The sequence below is a fragment of the Streptomyces caelestis genome (assembly GCF_014205255.1).
In the GTDB taxonomy this organism is placed as follows: domain Bacteria; phylum Actinomycetota; class Actinomycetes; order Streptomycetales; family Streptomycetaceae; genus Streptomyces; species Streptomyces caelestis.
This window is the reverse complement of sequence record NZ_JACHNE010000001.1, coordinates 2324293-2349817: the sequence shown is the minus strand read 5'-3', so window position 1 is coordinate 2349817 and position 25525 is coordinate 2324293. Positions and strand designations below refer to the sequence as shown.

Genomic DNA, 25525 nt, shown 5'->3' with positions numbered 1-25525 from the left:
GTGCACAGGGGGTGTCACCGAGGGACTCACAGGCTCAGCTCCGGGTGCAGCCGGTCCAGCGTCCACACCTGGCGGCGGCGGGCCGCCACGGCGGTCAGCGCGAGGGCACCGGCGGTGAACGCCGTCAGCACCACGCACGCGTGCCACACCGGTTCCAGACCACCGCCCGTGATGAGCCTGCGCAGCGCCTCGACGACGTAGCTCATCGGCAGGAAGGGGTGGAGCGCGTTGAAGAAACCGGGGCTGGTCTGCACGGGGTACGTACCGCCCGCCGAGGTGAGCTGGAGCATCAGCAGGGCGAGGACAAGGATCCGGCCCGCCGCCCCGAAGCGCGCGTTCAGCCACTGCACGATCGCCGCGAAGCACGCCGTCACCAGGAACAGGAAGCCCACCGTCCCGGCCGCCCGCGCCATTTCCAGGCCGACCGCCCAGTGCAGCACCGACATCAGGGCCACCGTCTGGAGCACCCCGATCGCCACCACCGGCAGCCAGCCGGCCAGCGCGATGCGCCATGCCGAGGCGCCCGCGGCGAGCGCGCGCCGGTTCATCGGCGCGATCAGCATGTAGGCCACCATCGCGCCCACCCACAGCGACAGCGGGATGAAGTACGGGGCGAACCCGGTGCCGTAGTTGGGCGCCTTGTGCAGGTCCTGGGAGGCGAGCCGCACGGGGTCGGCCATGACCTCGGTGCGCTCGTCGCGGTCCTGCTTGTCGTAGTCGGGGATCCGCTCCGCCCCGTCGTGCAGCCCGCCGGCGAGCTTGCCGGAGCCGTCGACGAGCTTGATCATGCCGCCGCTGAGGTCGTCCGCGCCCGTCTTCAGATCGCCGACGCCCTTGTCCAGGTCGACGGCACCGGTTTTGGCCGTGCCGAGCCCCTTGTGCAGCTTCTTGGCGCCCGCGGCGACCTCGGCGGCCCCGTCGTTCAGCTTGTTGATCTTCTTGACGGCGTCGTCGAGGTCCTCGGAGAGGTGCGGGGCGCGGTCGGCGAGGGCTTGGGACTGCTTCTGGAGAGTGGCGAGGTTCTTGTCGAGCTTCGTCAGGTCGCCGTTCTGGTCCGCGATCAGCGTGTTGACGTCGTCGGCGATGACGGCCACGTCGGCCGCCGCGTCCTTGGCCTTCTTCAGGTCGGCACAGGCGGCGTCGGGCAGGACGGGGTCGTCGCAGCGCCTGGCGTAGACGCCGTTCAGCGTGTCCGACGCCGTACGGGCGCCCTTGGCGGCGGTCGGGGCCGTCTTCGCGAGGGTGTCCAGGTGCTTGCGGATCACACCGGAGGAGTCGGCGACGAGCCGGGCCGTGTCACCGATGGTCTTCTCGTTGCCCTTCAGGAACGGGCCCACCTTGTCGGCGGTCGTGTTGACCTTGGCGGCGAGCTTCCGCGTGCCTTCCGCGACCCGCTTCGAGCCGTCCGCCAGGTCGCCGGAGCCCGTGTGGAGCTTCTTCAGGCCCGTGGACAGCTTCCCACTGCCCTCCTTGGCGTCCTTCAGGCCGTCGGCGAGGTCCTTGGACCCCTTCTCGGCCTTCCCGATGCCGCCCTTGAGCTTGTCGGCCCCCTTCGCCGCCTTCACGGTCTTGCCGTGGATGTCGGAGAACGAGACGAAGATCTTGTCCAGGAAGGAGCGCGACGTCTTCGTGGACGCGGCCTGCCGCACCTCGCTGAACACCGTCCGGGAGATCTGCCCGACGATGTAGTTGTTCGCGTCGTTCGTGCGCACCTGGAGGGCGCCGGTCTCCGGGGAGTCCCCGGAACTGGAGGCGATCCGCTCGCTGAAGTCGGCGGGCAGGGTGAGCGACAGGTAGTACGTGCCGTCCTCGAGGCCCCTGCGGGCCTCGGCGGCGCTCACCTCCTGCCAGTCGAAGGTCTTGCTCTCGTGCAGGCCCTTCGTGATGTCGTCACCCGCTGTGATCTTCTTCCCGTCGGCGGTCGCCCCCTTGTCGTCGTTCACGAGCGCCACGGGGATACGGTCCAGACGGCCGTACGGGTCCCAGAACGACCACAGGTACAGCGCGCCGTACAGCAGCGGCAGCACCAGCAGCGCGACCAGCGCGGCGCGCGGCAGCTTGCCCCGGCCGAAGCGGCGGAGCTCAAGCGCGGCCAGTCTCGGCGAGCGCATCGGCCTTCTCCTCTCCCCGGCCGGCCTTGTCGTCCTCGGCGGCCTGCTGATCGTCGCTGTCGTCCCGGTTCTCCTGCGTGGACACCCTGACGGCGCCCTCGGGGGCCTCACTGCACACCGCCACGACCGTCGTCCCGGCGTCGGCGAGGGATCTGAGCAGGGACCAGACCTCGTCCCGTTCGGCGTCCGAGAGCTTGAAGTCGGTGTCGTCGACCCCGAGCAGCAGAGGCCGGCCGATGAGCGCGAGGGCGACCGACAGCCGCAGCGCCTCCAGACGCTCCAGATCGCGCACGGCGGTACGGGGGCCCTTGGGCAGCGCCTCCAGGTCCAGACCGGCGGCGGCCAGTGCCGCCTCGACGCGCCGCCCGGCCTCGGCCGCCCGCTCGCCGCGGGGCCGCAGCAGTCCGCGCAGGGAATCGCCGAACCGCCGCTGGAGCAGTGCCCGCTCCCGCAGGTGCTCGCCGACGGTCAGAGCCGGGTCGAGGTCGGTGACCCCGGGTACATGGGCCAGGGCGCTGACGCGACGCACCGCCGACAGCTGCTTGGGCAGCCTGGCCTCGCCGACGGTGGCGGTGCCCTCCGCGATCTTCATCCGCCCCGTCAACGCGAGCAGCAGGCATGTACGCCCGGACCCGGACGGGCCCTCGACCGCGACGAGCGATCCCGGTTCGGCGTCGACGGAGATCCCGCGGACCACCCACCCGCGCGGCCCCTTGACCCCGAGGCCCTCGGCGGCGATCCGCGCCCCTACTCGTTCCCCCACGAGTCTCCTTCGATTGAGGATTGTAGTTTTTGAACTGACTGGTCAGTGCAAAAACTACTGCGAACCTACGATCGAAGCAAAGCCGCAGGTCAGAGCGGATTGTCAGTGCCATACCTCACGATGGGTCACATACGGCACTCCGTGACCGGACGTGCCGTCACACAGACGACAGGAGGTTCGTCATGGCCAGCTACCCCGCAGCAGCCGCCCGTCGGCGCCGCGCCTCCGGCCCTGCCCCCTCACTGACCGGCCCGGCGAGCGACGTGCACCCCGTGCTGCGCCGGGCCACGGCCCCGCCCGCCGCCCTCGACCTGCTCGCCCAGGCCCGAGCCGGCCTCGACGAGGCCGCTGCCCTGGAAACACCGAACGAGCGCTACGCGACGGCCCATCTGGCCGCCCTGCGCACCGCCGCCGCCGTGCTCGCCGCCCGCGGGCGGCCGGAGACCTCGCCCCGGGCCCGGGCCAAGATCAGGAGCGCCTGGGAAGTGCTCCCCGAGATCGCGCCCGAACTGTCCGAGTGGAGCGCGCTGTTCGCTTCCGGCGCCCGGCGCCGCGCCCGTGCCGAGGCGGGCATCCAGGACGCGGCCAGCAGCCGGGACGCCGACGACCTGATACGGGACGTGACGATGTTCCTGCGCATCGTCGAGCGCATGCTGGTCCTCCAGCCGGTCCTCCCGCAGCCCCGCCCGGACCAGGACCAGCCGGAGGGACGGGGGGAAGGGCAGGGCATGCCGGACGCGGGCTGAGCGGGCACCGGCGGCGCGCGTCCGCCTGGTCGTGCCGACGTGTGTCCGGGTGAGGGCCGAGGCATGCCGGCTGCCCGGCCGGAGGCAATAGGGTGGGGGACGCCTGAAGTCTTCCCTCCCCGTCGCCGGGGCCGGGGAAGGCACCCCGTTCGCTCCGCCGTGCAAGAGGCGGTGCCGCGCCGAGGAGTCAACTGCCGTGTCGGACCCGATGCGCCCCCGCGCCTCACTCCGTACCGCCGTGGTCTGGGAGGTCCTGCAGGACGCCCTGGACCGCCGGGTCAAGGCCACGGGGCGGGAGTCGCTGGACGTCCTCGACACCGGGGGCGGCAGCGGCAAGTTCGCGGTGCCCGTCGCCTGTCTCGGCCACCGGGTCACCGTCGTCGACCCCAGCCCCAACGCGCTGTTCGCCCTGGAGCGCCGCGCCGCCGAGGCAGGAGTCGCCGACCGGGTGAAGGGCGTGCAGGGCGACGCCCACGGCCTCTTCGACGTGGCCGAGCGCGGTGGCTACGACGTGGTGCTGTGCCACGGCGTCCTGGAGTACGTGGACGACCCGGCCGAGGGCATCCGCAACGCGGTGGCCGCCCTGCGCTCGGAGGGCGTCCTCAGCCTGCTCGCCGCCGGCCTCGGCGGTGCCGTGCTGGCCCGCGCCCTCGCCGGACACTTCAAGGAGGCCCGGCAGGCGCTCGACGACCCGAACGGACGATGGGGCACGGGTGACCCCGTCCCGCGCCGCTTCACCGCGGACCAGCTCACGGGACTGGTCGAGGGCGCGGGCCTGCGTGTCGGCGCCGTGCACGGCGTGCGGGTGTTCGCCGACCTCGTGCCCGGCGTCCTCGTCGACACCGAGCCCGGCGCCCTGGAGGCGCTGCTGAAGCTGGAGGAGGCCGCCGCCGAACTTCCCGCCTTTCACTCGGTGGCCACGCAGCTTCATGTGCTGGGTGAGACCGCTGGGACTGGTGAGGCAATCGAGACCGATGGGTCGGTCGAGGCCTGAGCCGCTTCCGGAGGCACCACCGCTGATCAGCGCCTGGGCTGTGCATGGAGTACGCCACAGGCCCCCCGAATGGGGGCTTGGCGCCGTATGATCGAGGGAGACCGTTCCGGCATGACGGGTCGGCCGCCGGGGAATGTAGGCCTCAGCGAGCCGGGACGTCCATGGCGGATTCCGGTTGGCCAATTGGCGCAGAGGGGCGGGTTTCACGGGGGCGATTCCCTGCCTATCCTGAAGAGACCCCCCGGGTCGCCCCGGCGACTGCACGATGAGGAGGACTCCGTGCCGCTCTCGGAGCACGAGCAGCGCATGCTCGAGCAGATGGAGCGAGCGCTGTACGCCGAAGATCCCAAGTTCGCGACGGCGCTCGAGGGAAGCGGGCTGCGTACGTACACCCGGCGACGGGTCTACCAGGCGGTCGCGGGCTTCCTCGTAGGTATTGCGCTCCTCATGGCCGGTATGGTCGCCCAACAGGTCTGGCTCAGCGTCGTGGGCTTCCTCGTCATGCTGGGCTGTGCCGTGCTCGCCGTGACCGGCTGGCGCAAGGCCCCCAAGCCGGGCGAACAGGCGGCCGGAGCCGGCGGACAGCCGGCCGCCCGCCGTCAGGGCCGGCAGCGGCGCTCCATGATGGACCGCATCGAGCAGCGCTGGCAGAAGCGCCGCGACGAGCAGGGTGGCCATTAGCCCGGAGCGCGACTTTCCAGGACACGTGAAGACATGAGTCAGGGGGTGACCACCCAGTCGGTGGTCACCCCCAGACGTATGCGTACGACGCGCGTCTGGGGCTCCCGAGGGAGGGTCCTCCCTGGGAGGCCACCTCCGCCGGGTCCGGCGCGTGTTGGCCCGCAGCGACGGGAAGCCGGACGCCTCACCGACCAACCCCAGGCAGACACAGCGAGGCCGGCCGGGCGCACAAACCCGACCGGCCCAAGCCACCCCGGGCCCGTCAGCCCTGCTGCCCCGATGCCTTCCGCCACGTCGGCCGCAGCGCCAGGGCACGTTCCCGCACGCCCGACCACCAGGCCGACATCGCCCACACCACGCGCACGGTGGAGCGCGGGACCAGGACGGCACGGAGCCTGGTGCCGCGGCCGACCCCGGCGCTCAGGCCCGCTGCCGCACGGCGGACGTCCTCCGTGAGGCCCGGCGTCGGGCGGGGACGCGGTGCGTACAGGACCTGCTCCACCGCGTTCGCCACCCGGTGCACCGAGGCCGCGGCCGTCGCGTCGAGGGAGCCCAGCCGGACGATGCGGGCGGCCGCCTTGCGCGGTGTCTGTGACTCGTCCGGCGCGATGCCGAAGTCCCAGGCCGTGTCGGTCAGCTCCTGCCAGACGGCCAGCGTGTGCGGCACGGCGTCCGCGTCGCTGCGGCCGTGCGCCCCCAGCCGGACCGCGCGGGTCCGCAGGCGCCACAGCATCGGTGCCAGCGGGAGCGCCAGGACGGCGAGGCCGGCCAGGGCCCAGGCCAGGATCGCGTACCACTTCGGGCCGTCGTCACCGGTGGGCAGCACCGCCTGCGGGGACTCGCTCGCACACCCGCCGTCCAGCTTCTTCTGCTCCGGCGTGCAGCTGTCGCTCGTCGAGGGCGCCGCAGACGGCGCGGCGGACGTCGTCTGGGACGGGCGCGCCACGTCCGGCACCGAGCTTCCGGGGCTTTCCGGCAGGGTATACGGCGGCAGCGAGCCACGGTTCGGAGTCGGCTCGAAGCGGGTCCAGCCCACGCCCTCGAAGTACAGCTCGGGCCAGGCGTGCGCGTCGCGCAGCCCCACCGACACCGAGCCGTCCGCCTGCGGGGAACCGGGTGCGAAGCCCACCGCGACCCGGGCCGGTATGCCCAGGGAGCGGGCCATCGCCGCCATCGTGAAGGAGAAGTGCACGCAGAAGCCCTGCTTGTCCTTCAGGAAGCGGGCGATCCCCTCCGAGCCGCTGCCGACCTGCACCCGCGTGTCGTACTCGAAGCCGCCGGTCACGGCGAACCAGTCCTGGAGCTTGACCGCCTGGTCGTACGGGTTGGCGGCGCCCGCGGTGACCTGGCGGGCGGTGCGGGCCACCACCGGCGGCAGCGAGTCGGGCAGCTTGGTGAAATCGCGCTCGATGGCCGCCGGCGGGGGCGCCGCCGAGGCCAGCTGCTCCGCCGTCGGCTGTACGTCCAGGCTCTTGACCTGGTACGTCAGCCCTCGTGTGTTCTGGCCGTGGTCGCCGACCAGCGTCATGCCCAGAGGCTCGTAACGCCAGTTGCCCCGGATGGTCACGCCGCTCGGCGGGTACGGCATGGGCAGCCAGTCCTGGGCGTACCAGCCGGCCGCCGTGATCGTGGTGTCGACCTCCGTGCGTTTGACCTCGGGGCCGAGGCCGATCGGGGTCGGGAAGGAGCCGTCGGGGACGGCGGTGATGGATCGCCGGGACGGCTTCCAGGTCGTGCCGTCGAAGTCGTCCAGGGACACGATCCTCAGATAGAGGTCCGAGACGTCGGCCATCTTCGTCGTCACGGAGAGGACCTGCCGGTCCTCGTCCACGTTCAGGTTGTCGCGGAGTGACACCAGCGGGTTCACGGCGGAGATCGTGCCGCCGCTGCCCGTGCCGCCGCCCGCGCCCGCGCCCACGGAGTCCAGCAGGCCGCCGTTCATCGCGGGCAGGCCGAGCGGCACCACCAGGGCGATGCCCAGCGCGACCACGCCGATGCGGCGGCCGGTGCGGACCGGGGCGGCGCCGCTCGGTTCCCCTCCGGCCGTGCGCGAGGCCCCGCCGAAGACCCGGCCCCACTGGGAGAGCCGGTCCCGCCCCTCGGCCAGGAGCAGCATCAGATAGCCGGCCGCCGCGACCAGGAACCACAACCAGTCCGTGCCCCCGTCGGACAGCCCCGCGGCCACCGAGTACAGCGCGAGCAGCGGCAGTCCGGCCGGGGCGGCGCTGCGGAAGGTCACCGCGAGGGTGTCCACCAGCAGCCCGATGATCAGGACGCCGCCGATGAGCATCAGCCGGATGCCGTCGGACTCCAGGGGCGCCGGGATCGCGTACCGCGCGATGTCCTCCCCGCCCTGCCGGAGCAGGAGCCCGAAGCGGTCGAGGGCGTCCGGCCCGGGCACCAGCCCGGCGAAGGCCTGCTCACGGGCGAACACGAACGTCAGCAGCAGCACCGTGACCACGGCCTGTGCCGCCACCGTCAGCGGGCGCGCCAGCGGCACCCTGCGGGCCGCGGCACCCACGCCCGCCTGCACGGCCAGCAGGAAGGCCGCCTGCACGATCCAGGTCGGCAGGCAGGGCGCACGCGGCCATCAGCGTGGCCGCCCACGCCCCCAGCGTCAGTCGTATCCGCCCGCTCATCACGGTCCCTCCCCGCCGCCCGCGGCGGCCATCCCCCTGCGCTCCCGGTCGGCCTGCCGCCACAGCTCGTCAACGGAGGCACCCCGCGGCACGCCGAGGGCGGTCCAGCCCGCCTCGCGCAGCATGCGCAACCGCTCCCCGCTCCCGTCCAACGGACCGGGCACGTCGCTCGGTTCCCGCACCCAGGTGTCGCTGTCCAGCACGAAGGCGACCGCGCCTGAGCTGCGCTGCCGCATCCGGGCCGCCACAGCCGCCTGCTCCTCGTCCAGGTCGCCGAGGAAGGCCACCAGCAGCCCCTCGTTCCCGCCGCGCAGCACGTCGTAGGCCCGGGACAGACCCGCGCCGTCGGAGTGGTCGATGACCGCGAGGGTGTCCATCATCAGCCCGGCCGTGTCCGCCGACCCCTGGCTCGCGCCCGCGAAGCCGTCTCCGCCCTCGCCGGGCACCGCGTTTCCGGTGTCCGTCAACAGCCTTACGGAGAAGCCCCGTTCGAGCATGTGCACCAGCACGGACGCGGCGCCCGCCACGGCCCACTCGAAGGCCGAGTCGGGACCCACGCCCTGGAAGGCGATGCCCCGGGTGTCGAGCAGTACCGTGCAGCGGGCGCGCTGCGGCTGCTCCTCACGGCGGACCATCAGCTCGCCGTAGCGGGCGGTGGAGCGCCAGTGCACACGGCGCAGGTCGTCGCCGTAGCGGTATCCGCGCGGGATCACGTCGTCCTCGCCGGCCAGCGCGAGGGAACGCTGCCGCCCGTCGCCGTACCCCCTCGCCTCGCCGCTGAACCGCACCGGCGCCAGCGGCTCCACGCGCGGGATCACCGTCAGGGTGTCGTACGTCGAGAAGGACCGGGTCAGCTCGCACATGCCGAACGGGTCGGTCAGGCGCAGCTGGAGCGGGCCCAGCGGGTAGCCGCCGCGCAGGTCGGAGCGCACCCGGTAGGACACCTCGCGGCGGCCGCCCGCCTCCACCCGGTCGAGCACGAAACGGGGCCGGGGACCGAGCACGTACGGCACCCGGTCCTGGAGCATCAGCACGCCCGTGGGCAGCCGCGAGACGTTGTCCATCCGCAGGTGGACCCGGGCCTCGCTGCCGGCCGGTACGCGGGCGGGGGAGAGGCGGCGGCTGCCCGCGACCCGGTAGCGGGTGCGGTACAGCACCGTCGCGCACACCAGCGGCAGCACCGCCAGCAGCAGGCCCACGCGCAGCAGGTCGCTCTGCCCGAGCACATACGCACAGACGGCGGCCGCGACGCCGGCGGCCAGGAAGGAGCGTCCGCGGGTGGTCAGACCGGCCAGGGCGGTGCGGATGCCGCCCTGCTCGCCCCGGTCGGCCTCCGGCTGCCCCGTCCCCGCGGTGGTCATCACAGCCTCCGGGGCGGGTGCGAGGGATACGCGGGCGCCGTACGGCCCACAGCGCCGAAGCCGCTCTGCTGCTGCGGCGCCGACGGCACCGGGGTGCGCTGGAGGATCTCCTCGACGACCTGCTCGGCGGTGCGGCGGTTGAGCTGGGCCTGGGCGGTGGGCAGCAGACGGTGGGCCAGGACGGCGACGGCGAGTGCCTGCACGTCGTCCGGCAGCGCGTACTCCCGGCCGCTCAGGGCCGCGGACGCCTTCGCCGCGCGCAGCAGGTGCAGCGTCGCGCGCGGGGAGGCGCCCAGTCTCAGGTCGGGGTGCGTGCGTGTGGCGCCGACCAGGTCGACCGCGTAGCGCCGGACCGGCTCGGCGACATGGACGCCGCGCACCGCCTCGATGAGCTTGAGGATCTCGTGCGCGTGGGCCACGGGCTGGAGGTCCTCCAGCGGCGAGACGCCGCCGTGCACGTCCAGCATCCGCAGCTCGGCCTCGGGGCTCGGGTAGCCGACCGAGACCCGGGCCATGAAGCGGTCGCGCTGGGCCTCCGGCAGTGGGTAGGTGCCCTCCATCTCGACCGGGTTCTGCGTCGCCACCACCATGAAGGGGCTGGGCAGCTCGTAGGTCTTGCCGTCGATGGTGACCTGGCGCTCCTCCATGGACTCCAGGAGCGCGGACTGCGTCTTGGGAGAGGCGCGGTTGATCTCGTCGCCGATCACGACCTGCGCGAAGATCGCGCCCGGCTTGAACTCGAAGTCGCTGCGCTGCTGGTCCCAGATGGACACACCGGTGATGTCCGAGGGCAGCAGGTCGGGCGTGAACTGGATGCGCCGCACCGAGCAGTCGATGGACCGCGCCAGTGCCTTGGCGAGCATCGTCTTGCCGACGCCCGGGACGTCCTCGATGAGCAGATGTCCCTCGGCGAGCAGCACGGTCAGCGAGAGCCGTACGACCTCGGGCTTGCCCTCGATCACGCCTTCCACCGACTCCCGCACGCGATCCACCACGGCGGTCAGATCAGTGAGGCTCGCTCGATCGTCATAGGTCGTCACCCGGCCCTCCTCGGCCTTTCCCTTGCTCTCAGGGAGCACGGGATACCCCATTTTCCCGGGCCGACGCCCCAAGACGCGGGCCGGCCCACCCCGGACCACGGACACCACGCGTGAAGTTCCGCGTGACGCCACTCCCGCATTCTTGCTGTCGTTACCGATTCGTGTCACTCGACTGTGGATAACTGGCCGCGATATGTCGGCCTTGTGACCATTCGAACGCGTGACTGACAGGCTTTCGACAGCTGCAGCGGGTTGTGTCCGGGGCGGGCCGCCAGGTCAGGAGGCCGGGTCGATTTCCCGCAGCCGGCCGGTCTTCACGTCGAAGACGAATCCCCGCACGTCGTCGGTGTGCAGCAGGAACGGCGAGGTGCGCACGCGCTGCATCGACTGCCGTACGTCCTGGTCGACGTCCCGGAAGCACTCCACCGCCCACGCCGGGCGCTGGCCCACCTCGGCCTCCAGTTCGGTGCGGAAGTCCTCGGTGAGGCTCTCCAGGCCGCAGCCGGTGTGGTGGATGAGGACGACGCTGCGCGTCCCCAGCTTGCGCTGGCTGATGGTCAGCGAGCGGATCACGTCGTCGGTGACGACGCCGCCCGCGTTGCGGATCGTGTGGCAGTCACCGAGCTCGAGACCGAGTGCCGCGTGCAGGTCGAGGCGGGCGTCCATGCAGGCCACGACGGCGACCTGCAGCACGGGCCGCGCGTCCATCCCCGGGTCGGTGAAGTCGGCGGCGTACCGGGCGTTGGCGTCGACGAGGCGGTCGGTGACCGTGCCGCCACTGGCTGTGGCGCTCTCCGAGGCCGGGGGAACCGATGCAGAAATCGTCATAGCCATGACGTTACTGGTCACAACCTGTCCAAGCCCCTTGTGAGAGTGGACAAAGAATGTCAGCGAGGCGGGGTTGTGAGGTAACCCACAAGGGTGCTGTGCCGGCGGTCGCGACGCGCAGGCCGGTTGATTGACCGGGAGACAGGGTGGACTAAAGTGACGCGAAGCGGGAGGCGAGACTCTCCCCGCTGGACTGTTTTCCCCGGAGACCCCCGGCGACGACCGGAGATCTCCCCACGTGCGCGGCGCGTACGTACGGCTCGGCCTCCTCCCGCTCCCGGCCGGCTGACGCTTCCGGCGCCGGCAGGCCTCCCCTTCACGAGCGGGCGGGGACCCGGCGGTGCGCACGGCCGCGCGCCGGACCTGAGAGGGCCCCTTGAGCCAGAGTCGACACGTCCCGGTGATGCTCCAGCGGTGCCTGGATCTGCTGGCACCCGCCCTGGAGGGGCCGGAGCCGGTGGTCGTCGACTGCACGCTCGGCCTCGGCGGCCACAGCGAGGCGCTCCTGGAGAGGTTCCCCGGGATCCGCCTCGTCGCCCTCGACCGCGACAAGGAGGCCCTGCGCCTGTCCGGCGAGCGCCTCGCGCCCTACGGGGAGCGCGCCACGCTCGTCCACGCCGTGTACGACGAGCTCCCCGAGGTGCTGCACAAGCTCGGCATCGCGCGCGTGCAGGGCGTGTTGTTCGACCTCGGCGTCTCCTCCATGCAACTCGACGAGGCCGACCGCGGCTTCGCCTACGCCCAGGACGCTCCGCTCGACATGCGCATGGACCAGACGGCCGGGGTCAGCGCCGCCGAGGTCCTCAACACGTACCCGCCCGGCGAGCTGGTGCGCATCCTGCGGGCGTACGGCGAGGAGAAGCAGGCCAAGCGGATCGTGTCCGCGATCGTGCGCGAGCGCGAGAAGGAGCCGTTCAGCACCAGCGCGCGGCTGGTCGAACTGATCCGGGACGCGCTGCCGCAGGCCGCCAAGCGCACCGGCGGCAACCCCGCCAAGCGCACCTTCCAGGCCCTGCGCATCGAGGTCAACGGCGAGCTCGCCGTGCTGGAGCGGGCGATCCCGGCCGCCGTGAAGGCGCTGGACGTGGGCGGACGGATCGCGGTGCTGTCGTACCACTCGCTGGAGGACCGGCTGGTCAAGCAGGTGTTCGCGGCGGGTGCCGCCACCACGGCGCCGCCCGGGCTGCCCGTCGTGCCCGAGCGCTACCAGCCGCGGCTCAAGCTGCTCACGCGCGGTGCCGAACTCCCCACCGAGGAGGAGATCGCCGAGAACCGGCGAGCGGCACCGGCGCGGCTGCGCGGGGCCCAGCGCATCAGGGAGGACGTCGAGTGAGGCGTGTGCAGGCCGGACCGAGGGAGCGTGAGTGAGCAGCAAACCCGAACTGAAGGGGAGGGCGGCACGTCTCGCGCAGCTCTTCCCGACCGGCCCCGGGCAGGCGGCCCGCACCCCCTTCGTGCTCCTCGTGGTCCTCCTCCTCGGCGGTGGTCTCATCGGTCTCCTGGTACTGAACTCGGCCCTCAGCGAAGGCGCGTTCAAACTCGACGACCTCCAGCGCGAGACCAAGAGCCTCACCGACGAGGAACAGGCCCTCCAGCGGGACATCGACGCCTACTCCGCTCCCGAGGCACTCCAGCGCCGCGCCCGCGAACTCGGCATGGTCCCCGGCGGCGACCCCGCGTTCCTCGCCCCGGACGGCACCGTCAAGGGCGTCCCCAGCCCCGCCCCCGGCGTCCGGCAGACCTCCGCCCACATCCCCCTGGTCCTGGCCCCCGAGGCCATGCCCAACGGCCCCACCCCAACCTCCGGCAGGTGACGGAAGTGACCGACAGGGAACCCCCGCGCCGCCGCGTGCCCGGCCCGGCCAGGAGCGCTCGCCCCGTCGCCCGGCGCCGCGGCCCCGGTGCCCGTCCGGCGGCCCGTCGCCCGGCCCCGGCCCGTCAGGCGGCGCCCAAGACCCTTCGGCTGGGCAGCCCCCGTCCCCGGCTGCGTCTGGTCGGGCTCGCGCTGACGCTGGTGCTGATCGCGTTCGTCGTGCGGCTGTTCCAGGTGCAGGCCGTCGACGCGAGCACGTATGCCGCCAAGGCCGAGCAGAACCGGTATGTCGGGCAGGTGCTGGCCGCGGACCGCGGGGAGATCACCGACCGGTCCGGTGTGGCCCTGGCGACCAGTGAGGACGCCTACGACATCACGGCCGACCCCACGATGTTCGCCCCGGACCAGCTGAAGATCGGGGACGGGCCCGAGCAGGCGGCCGCGCTGCTCGCGCCGATCCTGGGCCAGGAGCAGGAGACCCTGGTCAAGAAGCTGCGGCCGAAGAACAAGGCGCTGCGTTACGTCAAGCTGGCCTCCCGACAGACCCCACAGGTCTGGAAGCAGATCAAGGACCTGAAGTCCGCGCTCACGAAGAAGGAGCAGACGGACAAGTCCACGCACAACGTCCTCGCGGGCGTCTTCTCCGTCGCCACCAGCAAGCGCGTGTACCCCAACGGCGACCTCGCCGCCGGGATACTGGGCTGGGTCAACGGCGAGGGCAAGCCCGGCGGCGGTGTCGAGCTCCAGCTGGACAAGCAGCTGGCCGGCAAGGACGGCAAGATCCGCTACGCCCAGTCCGGCGGCCGGCTCGTCCCCACCGCGGGTTCCACCGAGACCCCCGCCGTGCCCGGCAGCGACGTCGAGCTCACCATCGACCGCGACATCCAGTGGGCCGCCCAGAAGGCCATCAGCGACCAGGTCGAGGAGTCCGCGGCCGACCGCGGCTACGTCATCGTCCAGGACACCCGCACCGGCCAGATCCTGGCCATGGCCAACTCGCCGGGCTTCGACCCGAACGACCTGTCCGACGCCGACTCGGCCGCCCTCGGCAACGCGGCCCTCCAGGACGCCTTCGAGCCCGGCTCCACGGCCAAGGTCATGTCGATGGCGGCCGTCCTCCAGGAGGGCGCCGCCACCCCGACGACCCACGTCGTCGTGCCCAACCGGCTGCACCGCGGCGACCGGCTCTTCAAGGACGACGTGAACCACCCGACCTGGTACCTGACGCTCAACGGCGTCCTCGCCAAGTCCAGCAACATCGGCACCATCCTCGCCACCGGCCAGCTCGGCAGGACCCAGGCCCAGTCCAACAAGGTCCTCTACGGCTACCTGCGCAAGTTCGGCCTCGGCAGCTACACCGGCCTCGACTTCCCCGGCGAGACCAAGGGCATCCTCGCCCCGCCCGACAAGTGGTCGACCTCGCAGCAGTACACGATCCCTTTCGGCCAGGGCGTCTCCATCAACGCCATGCAGGCGGCGTCGGTCTACTCGACCATCGCCAACGGCGGCGTCCGCGTCGAACCCACGCTCGTACGCGGCAGCAAGGGCCCCGACGGCCGCTTCACCCCGGCACCCAAGCCCGATAAGACCCGGGTGGTCAGCGCCAGGACGGCGAAGACCCTCGCCCAGATGCTGGAGTCGGTCGTGGACGACGAGGAGGGCACCGGCACCAAGGCGCGCATCCCCGGATACCGCGTCGCGGGCAAGACGGGCACGGCCAACCGCGTGGATCCGGCCACCGGCAAGTACAAGGGCTACACCTCGTCGTTCGCCGGTTTCGCGCCCGCGGACAAGCCCCGCATCACCGTCTACTGCGCCATCCAGAACGCCACCAAGGGCAACTACTTCGGCGGCCAGATCTGCGGCCCCGTCTACAAGCAGGTCATGGAGTTCGCGCTGAAGTCCCTCCAGGTCCCGCCGACCGGGGCCACGCCCGCGAGACTGCCTGTCACGTTCAAGAACTGATCCGTCCCCGAACCGTCAAGCCCTGATCAGCACCGAGCACCACCGAGCCACCAGGACCCGCCCCGTGACAACGATCACCCCCGATCCCGGGAACCAGAACGCCCCCCGCCCCTCACTTCGCCCGGAGGCGGGTACGCCCGGTACGCTCACCGCCGTGCCACACGCTGATCAGTCCCAAACCACCCAGAAGGGCCATCCCGTGACATACCCCGGGCCGCCCAGGCCGGCGCAGGTCTCCGCCACACCCCTGGCGAAACTGGCCGACCAACTGGGTGCTCTCGCGCCGGAGAGCGCCGCCGACGTCACGGGCATCACCCACGACTCGCGCGCCGTGCGCCCCGGCGATCTGTACGCCGCCCTCCCGGGCGCCCGTCTGCACGGCGCCGACTTCGCCGACCAGGCCGCGAGCCTCGGCGCGGCCGCCGCGCTGACCGACCCCACCGGCGCGGAGCGCGCCGCGGCGGCCGGGCTGCCGGTTCTGGTCGTCGACGACCCGCGCGCCCGGATGGGCGAGCTGGCCGCCACGATCTACGGCCACCCCGGCCGGGACCTGCTCCAGATCGGCATCACCGGCACCTCCGGCAAGACCACCATCGCCTACCTCGTCGAGGGCGGCTTGAAGACCGTCAGGTCCACCGGCCTGATCGGCACGGTCGAGATGCGCATCGGCGACGAGCGCATCAAGTCCGAGCGCACCACCCCCGAAGCCACCGACCTGCAGGCCCTGTTCGCCGTCATGCGCGAACGCGGCGTCGAGGCGGTGGCCATGGAGGTCTCCAGCCACGCCCTGGTCCTCGGCCGCGTCGACGGCTGCGTCTTCGACATCGGCGTCTTCACCAACCTCAGCCCGGAACACATGGAGTTCCACTCCGACATGGAGGACTACTTCCGGGCCAAGGCGCAGCTGTTCACGCCGAAACGCAGCAAGCTCGGCGTGGTCAACGTCGACGACGAGTACGGCCGCAGGCTGGCCAAGGAGGCCACCGTCCCGGTCGTCACCTACTCCGCCGAGGGCCACCCCGACGCCGACTGGCGCGCCGAGGGCGTGGAGATCGGCCGGCTGGACTCGACGTTCACCGTCATCGGGCCCAAAGGCGAGCGGATCAGCGCGAAGTCGCCGCTGCCGGGCCCCTTCAACGTGGCCAACACCCTCGCCGCGATCGTCGCCCTCGCCGTCGCCGGGCTCGACCCGCAGGCCGCCGCCGACGGCGTCGCCGCCGTACCCGGCGTGCCGGGCCGCCTGGAGCGCGTGGACGCCGGACAGCCCTACCTCGCGGTCGTCGACTACGCGCACAAGACCGATGCCGTCGAGTCGGTGCTGCGCGCCCTGCGCAAGGTCACCGAGGGCAAGGTGCACATCGTCCTCGGCTGCGGAGGCGACCGGGACAGGACCAAGCGGGAGCCCATGGGTGCCGCCGCGGCCCGGCTCGCCGACACCGCCGTACTGACCTCCGACAACCCCCGTGGTGAGGACCCCCTCGCGATCCTCGCCACGATGCTCCAGGGCGCGGCCTCCGTGCCCGCGCACGAGCGCGGCGAAGTGGCGGTCTTCGAGGACCGGGCCGCCGCGATCGCCGCCGCCGTCGCCCGTGCCGAGCCCGGCGACACCGTGCTGGTCGCGGGCAAGGGGCACGAGCAGGGGCAGGACATCGCCGGGGTGGTCCGTCCCTTCGACGACCGCCAGGTGCTTCGCGAAGCCATTCAGAAGACCCAGGGATGAAATCCCGCATGATCCAGGGGATGAACTTGTGATCGCCCTCTCCCTCGCCGAGATCGCAGAAGTCGTCGGCGGGCAGACGCACGACATACCGGATCCGACCGTCCAGGTCACCGGGCCGGTCGTCCGGGACTCCCGCGAGGCGGGGCCGGGCAGCCTGTTCGTCGCCTTCGCCGGCGAGCGTGCGGACGGCCACGACTTCGCGGCCGCGGTCGTCGAGGCCGGAGCGGTGGCCGTGCTCGGCACCCGGCCCGTCGGCGTGCCCGCGATCGTCGTGGACGACGTCCAGTCCGCCCTCGGCGCCCTCGCGCGGCACGTCGTACGACGTCTCGGTGCCACGCTCGTCGCCCTCACCGGCTCGGCGGGCAAGACCAGCACCAAGGACCTCATCGCACAGGTGCTCCAGCGCAAGGCGCCGACGGTGTTCACGCCCGGCTCCCTCAACAACGAGATCGGGCTGCCGCTGACCGCGCTCAGCGCCACCGAGGAGACCCGGTTCCTCGTCCTGGAGATGGGGGCCCGCGGCATCGGGCACATCTCCTACCTCACGAATCTCACGCCCCCGAAGATCGGCCTCGTCCTGAACGTGGGCAGCGCCCACATCGGCGAGTTCGGCGGCCGCGAGCAGATCGCACAGGCCAAGGGCGAACTCGTCGAGTCCCTCCCGGAGGACGGGACGGCCGTCCTCAACGCGGACGACCCCTACGTACGGGCCATGGCCTCCCGTACGAAGGCGAAGGTGGTCTTTTTCGGAGAGTCCGACGAAGCGGACGTTCGCGCCGAGAACGTGCGACTCACGGACACCGGACAGCCCGCGTTCCGGCTTCACACACCCTCCGGTGCAAGTGATGTGACCATGCGCCTGTACGGTGAGCACCACGTGTCGAACGCGCTCGCCGCGGCCGCCGTCGCCCACGAGTTGGGCATGTCCGCAGACGAGATCGCCGTCGCGCTCTCCGAGGCGGGCTCCCTCTCCCGCTGGCGGATGGAGGTCACCGAGCGCCCGGACGGCGTGACGGTCGTCAACGACGCCTACAACGCGAACCCCGAGTCCATGAAGGCCGCGCTGCGTGCGCTCGTGGCCATCGGCAAGGGGCGTCGAACGTGGGCGGTGCTCGGCAAGATGGCCGAGCTCGGGGACGAGGCTCTCGCCGAGCACGACGCGGTCGGACGGCTGGCCGTCCGGCTCAACGTCAGCAAGCTCGTCGCGGTCGGTGGCAGGGAAGCCGCCTGGCTGCAACTGGGCGCATATAACGAGGGTTCGTGGGGTGAGGAGTCGGTGCACGTGTCCGACGCACAGGCGGCGGTCGACCTGTTGCGCAGCGAGTTGCGCCCGGGGGACGTCGTACTCGTGAAGGCGTCCCGTTCGGTCGGCCTCGAGAGCGTGGCGCAGGCGCTGCTCGAGTCCGGTGCCGAGGGTGAGGTTTCCGCCCGATGATGAAGCAGATCCTGTTCGCAGGAGTCATTGGCCTCTTCCTGACCCTGGTCGGCACTCCGCTGCTGATCAAGCTGCTCGCGCGCAAGGGCTACGGCCAGTACATCCGCGACGACGGCCCGCGCGAGCACGCCAGCAAGCGCGGTACGCCGACCATGGGCGGTATCGCCTTCATCTTCGCGACGGTCGCCGCGTACTTCCTGGCCAAGGTGATCACGGGCTATCTGGACCCGGAGGCCGACGCGGCGCCGACCTTCTCGGGTCTGCTGGTGCTCGGCCTGATGGTCGGCATGGGCCTGGTCGGCTTCCTCGACGACTACATCAAGATCGTCAAGCGCCGTTCGCTGGGTCTGCGGGCCAAGGCGAAGATGGCCGGCCAGCTGATCGTCGGCATCACCTTCGCGGTGCTCTCGCTCCAGTTCGCGGACAACCGCGGCAACACCCCGGCGTCCACGAAACTGTCGTTCATCACGGACTTCGGCTGGACGATCGGACCCGTGCTGTTCGTCGTCTGGGCGCTGTTCATGATCCTCGCGATGTCGAACGGCGTGAACCTGACCGACGGTCTGGACGGTCTGGCCACCGGCGCCTCGGTGCTCGTCTTCGGCGCCTACACCTTCATCGGCGTCTGGCAGTTCCAGGAGTCCTGCGCCAACGCGGGCACCCTGACCAACCCCGGAGCCTGTTACGAGGTCCGCGACCCGCTCGACCTCGCGGTGGTCGCCTCCGCGCTGATGGGCGCCTGCCTGGGCTTCCTGTGGTGGAACACCTCGCCGGCCAAGATCTTCATGGGTGACACCGGTTCGCTCGCGCTCGGTGGTGTGCTCGCCGGCCTCGCGATCTGCTCACGCACCGAGCTGCTGCTCGCCATCCTCGGCGGCCTCTTCGTCCTGATCACCATGTCCGTGGTGATCCAGGTCGGCTCCTTCCGCCTCACCGGGAAGCGCGTCTTCCGGATGGCGCCACTCCAGCACCACTTCGAACTCAAGGGCTGGTCCGAAGTGCTCGTCGTGGTCCGCTTCTGGATCATTCAGGGCATTTGTGTGATCGTCGGACTGGGCCTCTTCTACGCAGGATGGGCAGCGGACAAGTGACCTCCTCGGTGTCCTCGGAGTTCAAGGGCAAGCACGTCACCGTCGCCGGGCTCGGCGTCTCCGGCGTCCCGGCGGCCAAGGTGCTGCACGGCCTCGGCGCGATCGTCACGGCCGTCAACGACGGCGCCGACGAGCGCGCGCGGGCGCAGGCCGCCGAACTGGAGGCGCTCGGCATCACCGTGCGCCTCGGTGACGGCGACACCCTGCCCGAGGGCACCGAGCTGATCGTCACCGCGCCCGGCTGGAAGCCGGACAAGCCGCTGTTCGCGGCGGCGGAGCAGGCGGGCGTCCCGGTCTGGGGCGACGTCGAACTGGCCTGGCGCCTGCGCGGCCCCCACGCGGCCCCCTGGCTGGCCGTCACGGGCACCAACGGCAAGACCACCACCGTCCAGATGCTCGCCTCGATCCTGAAGGCGGCGGGCCTGCGCACGGCCGCCGTCGGCAACATCGGCGTCTCCCTGCTGGACGCGGTGCTCGGCGACGAGCAGTACGACGTGCTGGCCGTGGAACTGTCCAGCTACCAGCTGCACTGGGCGCCGTCGCTGCGCGCACACTCGGCCGCGGTGCTCAACCTCGCCCCCGACCACCTCGACTGGCACGGCTCCATGGAGGCGTACGCCGCCGACAAGGGCCGGATCTACGAGGGCAACCGCGTCGCCTGCGTCTACAACGTCGCCGACAAGGCCACCGAGGACCTCGTCCGCGAGGCCGACGTCGAGGAGGGCTGCCGGGCCGTCGGCTTCACCCTCGGCACGCCCGGGCCCTCCCAACTCGGCGTCGTGGAGGGCATCCTGGTCGACCGCGCCTTCGTCGAGAACCGGCAGAAGAACGCCCAGGAGCTCGCCGAGGTCGCCGACGTCAACCCGCCGGCCCCGCACAACATCGCCAACGCCCTCGCGGCGGCGGCCCTCGCGCGGGCGTACGGCGTGCCCGCCACGGCCGTACGGGACGGCCTGCGGGCGTTCACCCCGGACGCCCACCGCATCGCGCACGTGGCCGACGTGGACGGGGTCGCGTACGTCGATGACTCCAAGGCCACCAACACCCACGCCGCCGAAGCCTCGTTGGCGGCCTACGAGTCGATCGTGTGGATCGCGGGCGGGCTCGCGAAGGGCGCGACCTTCGACGAGCTGGTCACCAAGTCGGCGCCGCGGCTGCGCGGGGCCGTGCTGATCGGCGCGGACCGCGCGCTGATCCGCGAAGCCCTGGCGCGACACGCCCCGGAAGTACCCGTCGTCGACCTGGACCGGACCGACACTGGGGCGATGCGCGCGGCGGTGCAGGAGGCGCGGCGGCTCGCTCACACCGGTGACACGGTGCTGCTGGCTCCGGCCTGCGCCTCCATGGACATGTTCGCCAACTACAACAAGCGCGGGGACGCTTTCGCGGACGCCGTTCGCGAGCTCGGCTCCGCCGACGGCTGACCCGGGTCCGCCTCGCCCGGCGGCGGTGCCGGGCGTATCTGGGAGGGACACGTGACACGGATGTGGCTGGTGCCCGAGCGGCCGGGGAGTGTTCGCTGCGGAACGCTCCCCTCCGGCATGGCGGAGTGAGCGGCGATGCCCACCAGCCGCACCGGACGGCCTTCGGTCCCACGCACTCCCAAGCGCCCCGCCGCGCCCCGGCTCGCCCGCGAGAACCGCGTCCTGGCCTTCTACACCCGTGCGCGCAGGGGCTGGGACCGGCCGCTGACCGCCTACTACCTCATCTTCGGCGGCAGTCTGCTGATCACCGTGCTGGGCCTGGTGATGGTCTACTCGGCCTCCCAGATCACCGCGCTCCAGATGTCGCTGCCGGGCTCGTACTTCTTCCGCAAGCAGCTGCTCGCAGCCGTACTCGGCGCCGGGCTGCTGTTCGCCGCTTCACGGATGCCGGTGAAACTGCACCGCGCGCTGGCCTACCCGATCCTCGCGGGCGCCGTCTTCCTCATGGTCCTGGTGCAGGTCCCCGGGATAGGAGTGTCGGTCAACGGCAACCAGAACTGGATCGCCCTCGGCGGCTCCTTCCAGATCCAGCCCAGCGAGTTCGGCAAGCTCGCCCTCGTGCTGTGGGGCGCCGACCTGCTCGCCCGCAAGCAGGACAAGAAGCTGCTGACCCAGTGGAAGCACATGCTCGTCCCGCTGGTCCCGGCCGCGTTCATGCTGCTCGGACTGATCATGATCGGCGGCGACATGGGCACGGCGATCATCCTCACGGCGATCCTGTTCGGCCTGCTGTGGCTGGCGGGCGCTCCCACCCGGCTGTTCATCGGTGTCCTGTCGATCGCCGCGGTGCTCGGCACCATCCTCATCACGTCCAGCTCGAACCGGATGGCCCGCCTGCAGTGCCTCGGCGCCACCGAACCTCAGTCCGGCCCGGTCGACTGCTGGCAGGCCGTGCACGGCATCTACGCCCTCGCCTCGGGCGGAATCTTCGGCTCCGGGCTGGGTGCGAGTGTGGAGAAATGGGGGCAACTCCCCGAGGCCCACACCGACTTCATCTTCGCCGTCACCGGTGAGGAACTGGGCCTGGCGGGGACGCTGTCGGTACTCGCCCTCTTCGCGGCTCTAGGCTATGCGGGTATCCGCGTGGCCGGACGCACGGAGGACCCCTTCGTGAGGTATGCCGCGGGAGGCGTGACCACCTGGATCACGGCCCAGGCCGTGATCAACATCGGTGCGGTGCTCGGTCTGCTGCCGATCGCCGGCGTCCCCCTCCCGCTGTTCTCCTACGGAGGGTCCGCCCTGCTGCCGACCATGTTCGCCATCGGGCTGCTGATCGCCTTCGCGCGAGACGAGCCCGCTGCGCGGGCGGCGCTTGCGATGCGGCAACCCCGCTTTGGTAGAAAGCGGGAGACTGGGGGAACCGGTTCCGGCCGGAGTCCCCGGAGATGGAACACGATGCGACGGCGCGCCTTGGCGGCGCGCTCGTCCGGAGAGCGGTGAATTTCGGTGCATGTCGTACTCGCCGGCGGAGGAACCGCGGGCCACATCGAGCCCGCGCTCGCCCTCGCGGACGCCCTGCGCAGGCAGGATCCGACCGTGGGCATCACGGCCCTGGGCACGGAGCGCGGTCTCGAGACCCGACTCGTACCCGAGCGCGGGTACGAACTCGCGCTGATCCCCGCCGTACCGCTGCCACGCAAGCCCACCCCCGAGCTGATCACCGTCCCGGGCCGGCTGCGCGGCACCATCAAGGCGACCGAGCAGATCCTGGAGCGCACCAAGGCGGACGCCGTGGTCGGCTTCGGCGGCTACGTCGCCCTGCCCGGCTACCTGGCGGCCAAGCGCCTGGGCGTGCCGATCGTCATCCACGAGGCCAACGCTCGGCCCGGCCTGGCCAACAAGATCGGCTCGCGCTACGCCAGCCAGGTCGCCGTCTCCACCCCGGACAGCAAGCTGCGCGGCGCCCGCTACATCGGCATCCCGCTGCGCCGCTCCATCGCCACGCTCGACCGGGCCGCCGTACGCCCCGAGGCCCGGGCGGCGTTCGGCCTCGACCCGAACCTGCCCACGCTGCTGGTCACCGGCGGCTCCCAGGGCGCCCGCCGCCTGAACGAGGTCATCCAGCAGGTCGCGCCCTGGCTCCAGCAGGCCGGCATCCAGATCCTGCACGCGGTCGGCCCGAAGAACGAACTGCCGCACGTCCAGCAGATGCCGGGAATGCCTCCCTACATCCCGGTAAGTTACCTGGACCGGATGGACCTCGCGTACGCCGCGGCCGACATGATGCTCTGCCGCGCGGGCGCGATGACCGTCGCCGAACTCTCCGCCGTCGGGCTCCCGGCCGCCTACGTCCCGCTGCCCATCGGCAACGGCGAACAGCGGCTCAACGCCCAGCCGGTGGTCAAGGCCGGCGGCGGCCTGCTGGTCGACGACGCGGAGCTGACCCCCGAGTGGGTCCAGCAGAACGTCCTGCCCGTGCTCGCCGACCCGCACCGGCTGTACCAGATGTCCCGCGCCGCCGCCGAGTTCGGCCGCCGGGACGCCGATGACCTGCTCGTCGGCATGGTGTACGAGGCGATCGCCGCCGCCCGTGCACACCGCTAGGCCCGTATGACGGAAGGCAGGAGAGCGTGGCCGGATCGACCACCGCCGAGCGCGGTGAACGCCAGCAGGAGTCGTCCGGCCCGCCGCCCCTCCTACGGTCGAGGCGGGCCCGGCTTCGCGCGCTCGTCATCCTGGGGCTCGTCCTGGTGTTCCTCGGCATCCCGACGGTATGGCTGTTCTACGGCTCCGACTGGCTGCGCGCCGAACACGTCTCCGTGTCGGGTACACGGGTCCTGACGCCGGCTCAGGTCACGGCGGCCGCCGACGTCCCCCTGGGGAAACCGCTGGTTTCCGTCGACACCGATGCGATCGAGACGCGACTGCGTCAAAAATTGCCCCGAATTGACTCGGTTGACGTGACCCGTTCCTGGCCCCATGGAATCGACCTGAAAGTGGTCGAGCGGACTCCGGTTCTGATTGTGCAAAAGGGCGGAAAGTTCATCGAAGTGGACGATGAGGGCGTCCGTTTCGCCACGGTTTCCAAGGCGCCGAAAGGCGTGCCCGCACTGCAATTGGCGCTCTCCCGGTCCAGCTCCGCCGCCGCCAGCCTGCGCCGCTTCGGCGAGTCGCGGCTGGTGCGCGAGGCGGTGGACGTCGCCCGTGCCGTTCCGGCCGTCGTCGCACGCGACACACGGACCGTCAAGGTCCGTTCCTACGACGACATCTCGCTGGAGTTGCGGGACGGCCGCACGGTCGCCTGGGGGAGCAGCGAGAAGGGCGCCGCGAAGGCTCGTACCCTCACGGCCCTGATGAAAGCCTCGCCCGGCGCGCGGTACTTCGACGTGAGTGTTCCCACCGCGCCCGCGTCATCAGGGAGTTGACGCACATCCGCGCAGGCCAGCACCCTGGTTGGGCAGTGCTACGGCTGATCACATAGGGTGAAAAGAAAAACGGGAGGTTCGGCGTGTTCGTTGAACGTGCGCCACTTGTCGACTTAGTGTCCTGTTCAGAAGACTCCAAGGAACAGACACACTGGTAACCCTAAACTTCAGGGTTAGGGTTCGGGTCGGCGATACGGACCGTCCCATTCGGCATCAGTCGTCGGGTCGCGGGGCGCAGCGCGCCACGGTGATTCGGCGACACGTAACTCGAGGCGAGAGGCCTTCGACGTGGCAGCACCGCAGAACTACCTCGCAGTCATCAAAGTCATCGGTGTCGGCGGCGGTGGTGTCAATGCCATCAACCGGATGATCGAGGTCGGTCTCAAGGGCGTCGAGTTCATCGCCATCAACACCGACGCGCAAGCTCTGTTGATGAGCGACGCCGACGTCAAGCTGGACGTCGGCCGTGAACTCACCCGCGGACTCGGCGCCGGAGCCAACCCGGCCGTCGGCCGCAAGGCCGCCGAGGACCACCGCGAGGAGATCGAGGAGGTCCTCAAGGGGGCCGACATGGTCTTCGTGACAGCCGGTGAAGGCGGCGGCACCGGCACCGGCGGCGCGCCCGTCGTGGCCAACATCGCCCGCTCGCTCGGTGCCCTCACCATCGGTGTGGTGACGCGCCCGTTCACCTTCGAGGGACGGCGCCGCGCGAACCAGGCCGAGGACGGCATCGCCGAGCTCCGTGAAGAGGTCGACACCCTCATCGTCATCCCGAACGACCGCCTGCTGTCCATCTCGGACCGCCAGGTCTCGGTGCTGGACGCCTTCAAGTCGGCCGACCAGGTCCTGCTCTCCGGTGTCCAGGGCATCACCGACCTCATCACCACCCCGGGCCTGATCAACCTCGACTTCGCCGACGTCAAGTCGGTCATGTCCGAGGCCGGCTCGGCCCTGATGGGCATCGGCTCCGCCCGCGGCGACGACCGCGCGGTGGCCGCCGCCGAGATGGCGATCTCCTCGCCGCTGCTGGAGGCGTCCATCGACGGCGCCCGCGGTGTGCTGCTCTCCATCTCCGGTGGCTCGGACCTCGGTCTGTTCGAGATCAACGAGGCCGCCCAGCTGGTGAGCGAGGCCGCCCACCCCGAGGCCAACATCATCTTCGGCGCGGTGATCGACGACGCCCTGGGCGACGAGGTCCGGGTCACCGTGATCGCGGCCGGCTTCGACGGCGGCCAGCCGCCCTCCAAGCGGGACAACGTCCTCGGCTCGTCCTCGGTCAAGCGCGAGGAGCCGGCCCCGGTCCGGCAGACCGAGAGCCGCCCGTCCTTCGGTTCGCTCGGCAGCGTGACCCCGAAGGAGGACCCGGAGCCTGCTCCGGAGCCGGTCAACGACATCCCGGTCGCCCCGCCGGTCCCGCCGGCGCCGCGGACCTACTCGGACAGCGCGGCCGAGGAACTGGACGTACCGGACTTCCTCAAGTGATCCTTCT

19 protein-coding genes and 1 pseudogene are annotated in these 25525 nt (G+C 71.4%); 14 read left to right on the top strand and 6 right to left on the bottom strand.

Annotated elements, in window-relative coordinates:
• Positions 1-26: 26 nt before the first annotated feature.
• Together HDA41_RS10600 and HDA41_RS10595 are read right to left on the bottom strand one after the other, a co-directional pair.
• Complete coding sequence (locus HDA41_RS10600) at positions 27-2111, bottom strand: YhgE/Pip family protein (protein ID WP_184982848.1); 2085 nt, start codon at positions 2109-2111, stop codon at positions 27-29.
• The gene (locus HDA41_RS10595) at positions 2083-2874 is read right to left on the bottom strand and encodes an ATP-binding cassette domain-containing protein (protein ID WP_184982847.1); all 792 of its coding nucleotides are present in this window, start codon (positions 2872-2874) and stop codon (positions 2083-2085) included. The genes HDA41_RS10600 and HDA41_RS10595 overlap by 29 nt, the downstream gene beginning before the upstream one ends.
• A gap of 182 nt (positions 2875-3056) precedes the next feature.
• Here HDA41_RS10595 and HDA41_RS10590 point away from each other — a divergent pair, with 182 nt between their 5' ends.
• The 3 genes from HDA41_RS10590 (at position 3057) to HDA41_RS10580 (ending at position 5295) form a co-directional block, all read left to right on the top strand.
• Entirely contained in the window at positions 3057-3620 is a 564-nt protein-coding gene (locus HDA41_RS10590; RefSeq protein WP_184982846.1) for an SAV_6107 family HEPN domain-containing protein, read from the top strand.
• 196 nt (positions 3621-3816) lie between these two features.
• Positions 3817-4614, top strand: a complete 798-nt coding sequence (locus tag HDA41_RS10585; RefSeq protein WP_184982845.1) for a methyltransferase — start codon at positions 3817-3819, stop codon at positions 4612-4614.
• Positions 4615-4893: 279 nt separating this feature from the next.
• Positions 4894-5295, top strand: a complete 402-nt coding sequence (locus HDA41_RS10580) for an SCO2097 family morphological protein (RefSeq protein WP_184982844.1) — start codon at positions 4894-4896, stop codon at positions 5293-5295.
• Positions 5296-5557: 262 nt separating this feature from the next.
• Here HDA41_RS10580 and HDA41_RS10575 read toward each other — a convergent pair.
• From HDA41_RS10575 to HDA41_RS10560, 4 genes and pseudogenes are all read right to left on the bottom strand, one after another.
• Positions 5558-7934 (bottom strand): annotated as a pseudogene (locus tag HDA41_RS10575) (transglutaminase TgpA family protein).
• Positions 7934-9295: a DUF58 domain-containing protein gene (locus HDA41_RS10570; RefSeq protein WP_184982842.1), complete on the bottom strand. Its 1362-nt coding sequence runs from the start codon at positions 9293-9295 to the stop codon at positions 7934-7936. The pseudogene HDA41_RS10575 and the gene HDA41_RS10570 overlap by 1 nt, the downstream one beginning before the upstream one ends.
• The gene (locus tag HDA41_RS10565) at positions 9295-10335 is read right to left on the bottom strand and encodes an AAA family ATPase (protein ID WP_184982840.1); all 1041 of its coding nucleotides are present in this window, start codon (positions 10333-10335) and stop codon (positions 9295-9297) included. Before HDA41_RS10565 ends, HDA41_RS10570 begins: the two co-directional genes overlap by 1 nt.
• Positions 10336-10611: 276 nt before the next feature.
• Positions 10612-11169 carry a beta-class carbonic anhydrase gene (locus HDA41_RS10560; RefSeq protein WP_184982839.1) on the bottom strand — a complete coding sequence of 186 codons (558 nt, stop codon included), beginning with the start codon at positions 11167-11169 and terminating at the stop codon, positions 10612-10614.
• A gap of 370 nt (positions 11170-11539) precedes the next feature.
• Between HDA41_RS10560 and rsmH the strand changes: the two genes are divergently transcribed.
• The 11 genes from rsmH to ftsZ all read left to right on the top strand — a co-directional run bounded on the left by rsmH (position 11540) and on the right by ftsZ (position 25518).
• The gene (rsmH, locus tag HDA41_RS10555; RefSeq protein ID WP_184982837.1) at positions 11540-12496 is read left to right on the top strand and encodes a 16S rRNA (cytosine(1402)-N(4))-methyltransferase RsmH; all 957 of its coding nucleotides are present in this window, start codon (positions 11540-11542) and stop codon (positions 12494-12496) included.
• A gap of 31 nt (positions 12497-12527) precedes the next feature.
• A complete protein-coding gene (ftsL, locus tag HDA41_RS10550) occupies positions 12528-12977 on the top strand; it encodes a cell division protein FtsL (protein WP_184982836.1) in 450 nt (149 codons plus the stop codon).
• A 5-nt stretch (positions 12978-12982) separates the two neighbouring features.
• Entirely contained in the window at positions 12983-14941 is a 1959-nt protein-coding gene (locus HDA41_RS10545; protein ID WP_376706856.1) for a peptidoglycan D,D-transpeptidase FtsI family protein, read from the top strand.
• 199 nt (positions 14942-15140) lie between these two features.
• Positions 15141-16661 carry a UDP-N-acetylmuramoyl-L-alanyl-D-glutamate--2,6-diaminopimelate ligase gene (locus HDA41_RS10540; RefSeq protein ID WP_184982832.1) on the top strand — a complete coding sequence of 507 codons (1521 nt, stop codon included), beginning with the start codon at positions 15141-15143 and terminating at the stop codon, positions 16659-16661.
• Between the two features lie 28 nt (positions 16662-16689).
• Positions 16690-18096 carry a UDP-N-acetylmuramoyl-tripeptide--D-alanyl-D-alanine ligase gene (locus HDA41_RS10535; protein ID WP_184982830.1) on the top strand — a complete coding sequence of 469 codons (1407 nt, stop codon included), beginning with the start codon at positions 16690-16692 and terminating at the stop codon, positions 18094-18096.
• Positions 18096-19187, top strand: a complete 1092-nt coding sequence (gene mraY, locus HDA41_RS10530; protein ID WP_184993303.1) for a phospho-N-acetylmuramoyl-pentapeptide-transferase — start codon at positions 18096-18098, stop codon at positions 19185-19187. The genes HDA41_RS10535 and mraY overlap by 1 nt, the downstream gene beginning before the upstream one ends.
• A complete protein-coding gene (murD, locus tag HDA41_RS10525) occupies positions 19169-20611 on the top strand; it encodes a UDP-N-acetylmuramoyl-L-alanine--D-glutamate ligase (protein ID WP_184982829.1) in 1443 nt (480 codons plus the stop codon). Before mraY ends, murD begins: the two co-directional genes overlap by 19 nt.
• 135 nt (positions 20612-20746) lie before the next feature.
• Positions 20747-22111 carry a putative lipid II flippase FtsW gene (gene ftsW, locus HDA41_RS10520; RefSeq protein ID WP_184982828.1) on the top strand — a complete coding sequence of 455 codons (1365 nt, stop codon included), beginning with the start codon at positions 20747-20749 and terminating at the stop codon, positions 22109-22111.
• A gap of 6 nt (positions 22112-22117) precedes the next feature.
• Positions 22118-23215 carry an undecaprenyldiphospho-muramoylpentapeptide beta-N-acetylglucosaminyltransferase gene (gene murG / locus HDA41_RS10515; RefSeq protein ID WP_184982827.1) on the top strand — a complete coding sequence of 366 codons (1098 nt, stop codon included), beginning with the start codon at positions 22118-22120 and terminating at the stop codon, positions 23213-23215.
• A gap of 26 nt (positions 23216-23241) precedes the next feature.
• Positions 23242-24036, top strand: coding sequence for a cell division protein FtsQ/DivIB (locus HDA41_RS10510; RefSeq protein WP_184982826.1), 795 nt, complete (start codon positions 23242-23244; stop codon positions 24034-24036).
• A 288-nt stretch (positions 24037-24324) separates the two neighbouring features.
• Positions 24325-25518, top strand: a complete 1194-nt coding sequence (gene ftsZ, locus HDA41_RS10505) for a cell division protein FtsZ (RefSeq protein WP_184982825.1) — start codon at positions 24325-24327, stop codon at positions 25516-25518.
• Positions 25519-25525 lie beyond the last annotated feature (7 nt).

Bases quoted from the DNA above. Each gene is read 5' to 3' on its own strand.
- HDA41_RS10600 (WP_184982848.1), bottom strand. From the start codon at position 2,111: ATGCGCTCGCCGAGACTGGCCGCGCTTGAGCTCCGCCGCTTCGGCCGG.
- HDA41_RS10590 (WP_184982846.1), top strand. From the start codon at position 3,057: ATGGCCAGCTACCCCGCAGCAGCCGCCCGTCGGCGCCGCGCCTCCGGC.
- HDA41_RS10570 (WP_184982842.1), bottom strand. From the start codon at position 9,295: ATGACCACCGCGGGGACGGGGCAGCCGGAGGCCGACCGGGGCGAGCAG.
- HDA41_RS10560 (WP_184982839.1), bottom strand. From the start codon at position 11,169: ATGGCTATGACGATTTCTGCATCGGTTCCCCCGGCCTCGGAGAGCGCC.
- mraY (WP_184993303.1), top strand. From the start codon at position 18,096: ATGAAGCAGATCCTGTTCGCAGGAGTCATTGGCCTCTTCCTGACCCTG.
- murD (WP_184982829.1), top strand. From the start codon at position 19,169: ATGGGCAGCGGACAAGTGACCTCCTCGGTGTCCTCGGAGTTCAAGGGC.
- ftsW (WP_184982828.1), top strand. From the start codon at position 20,747: ATGCCCACCAGCCGCACCGGACGGCCTTCGGTCCCACGCACTCCCAAG.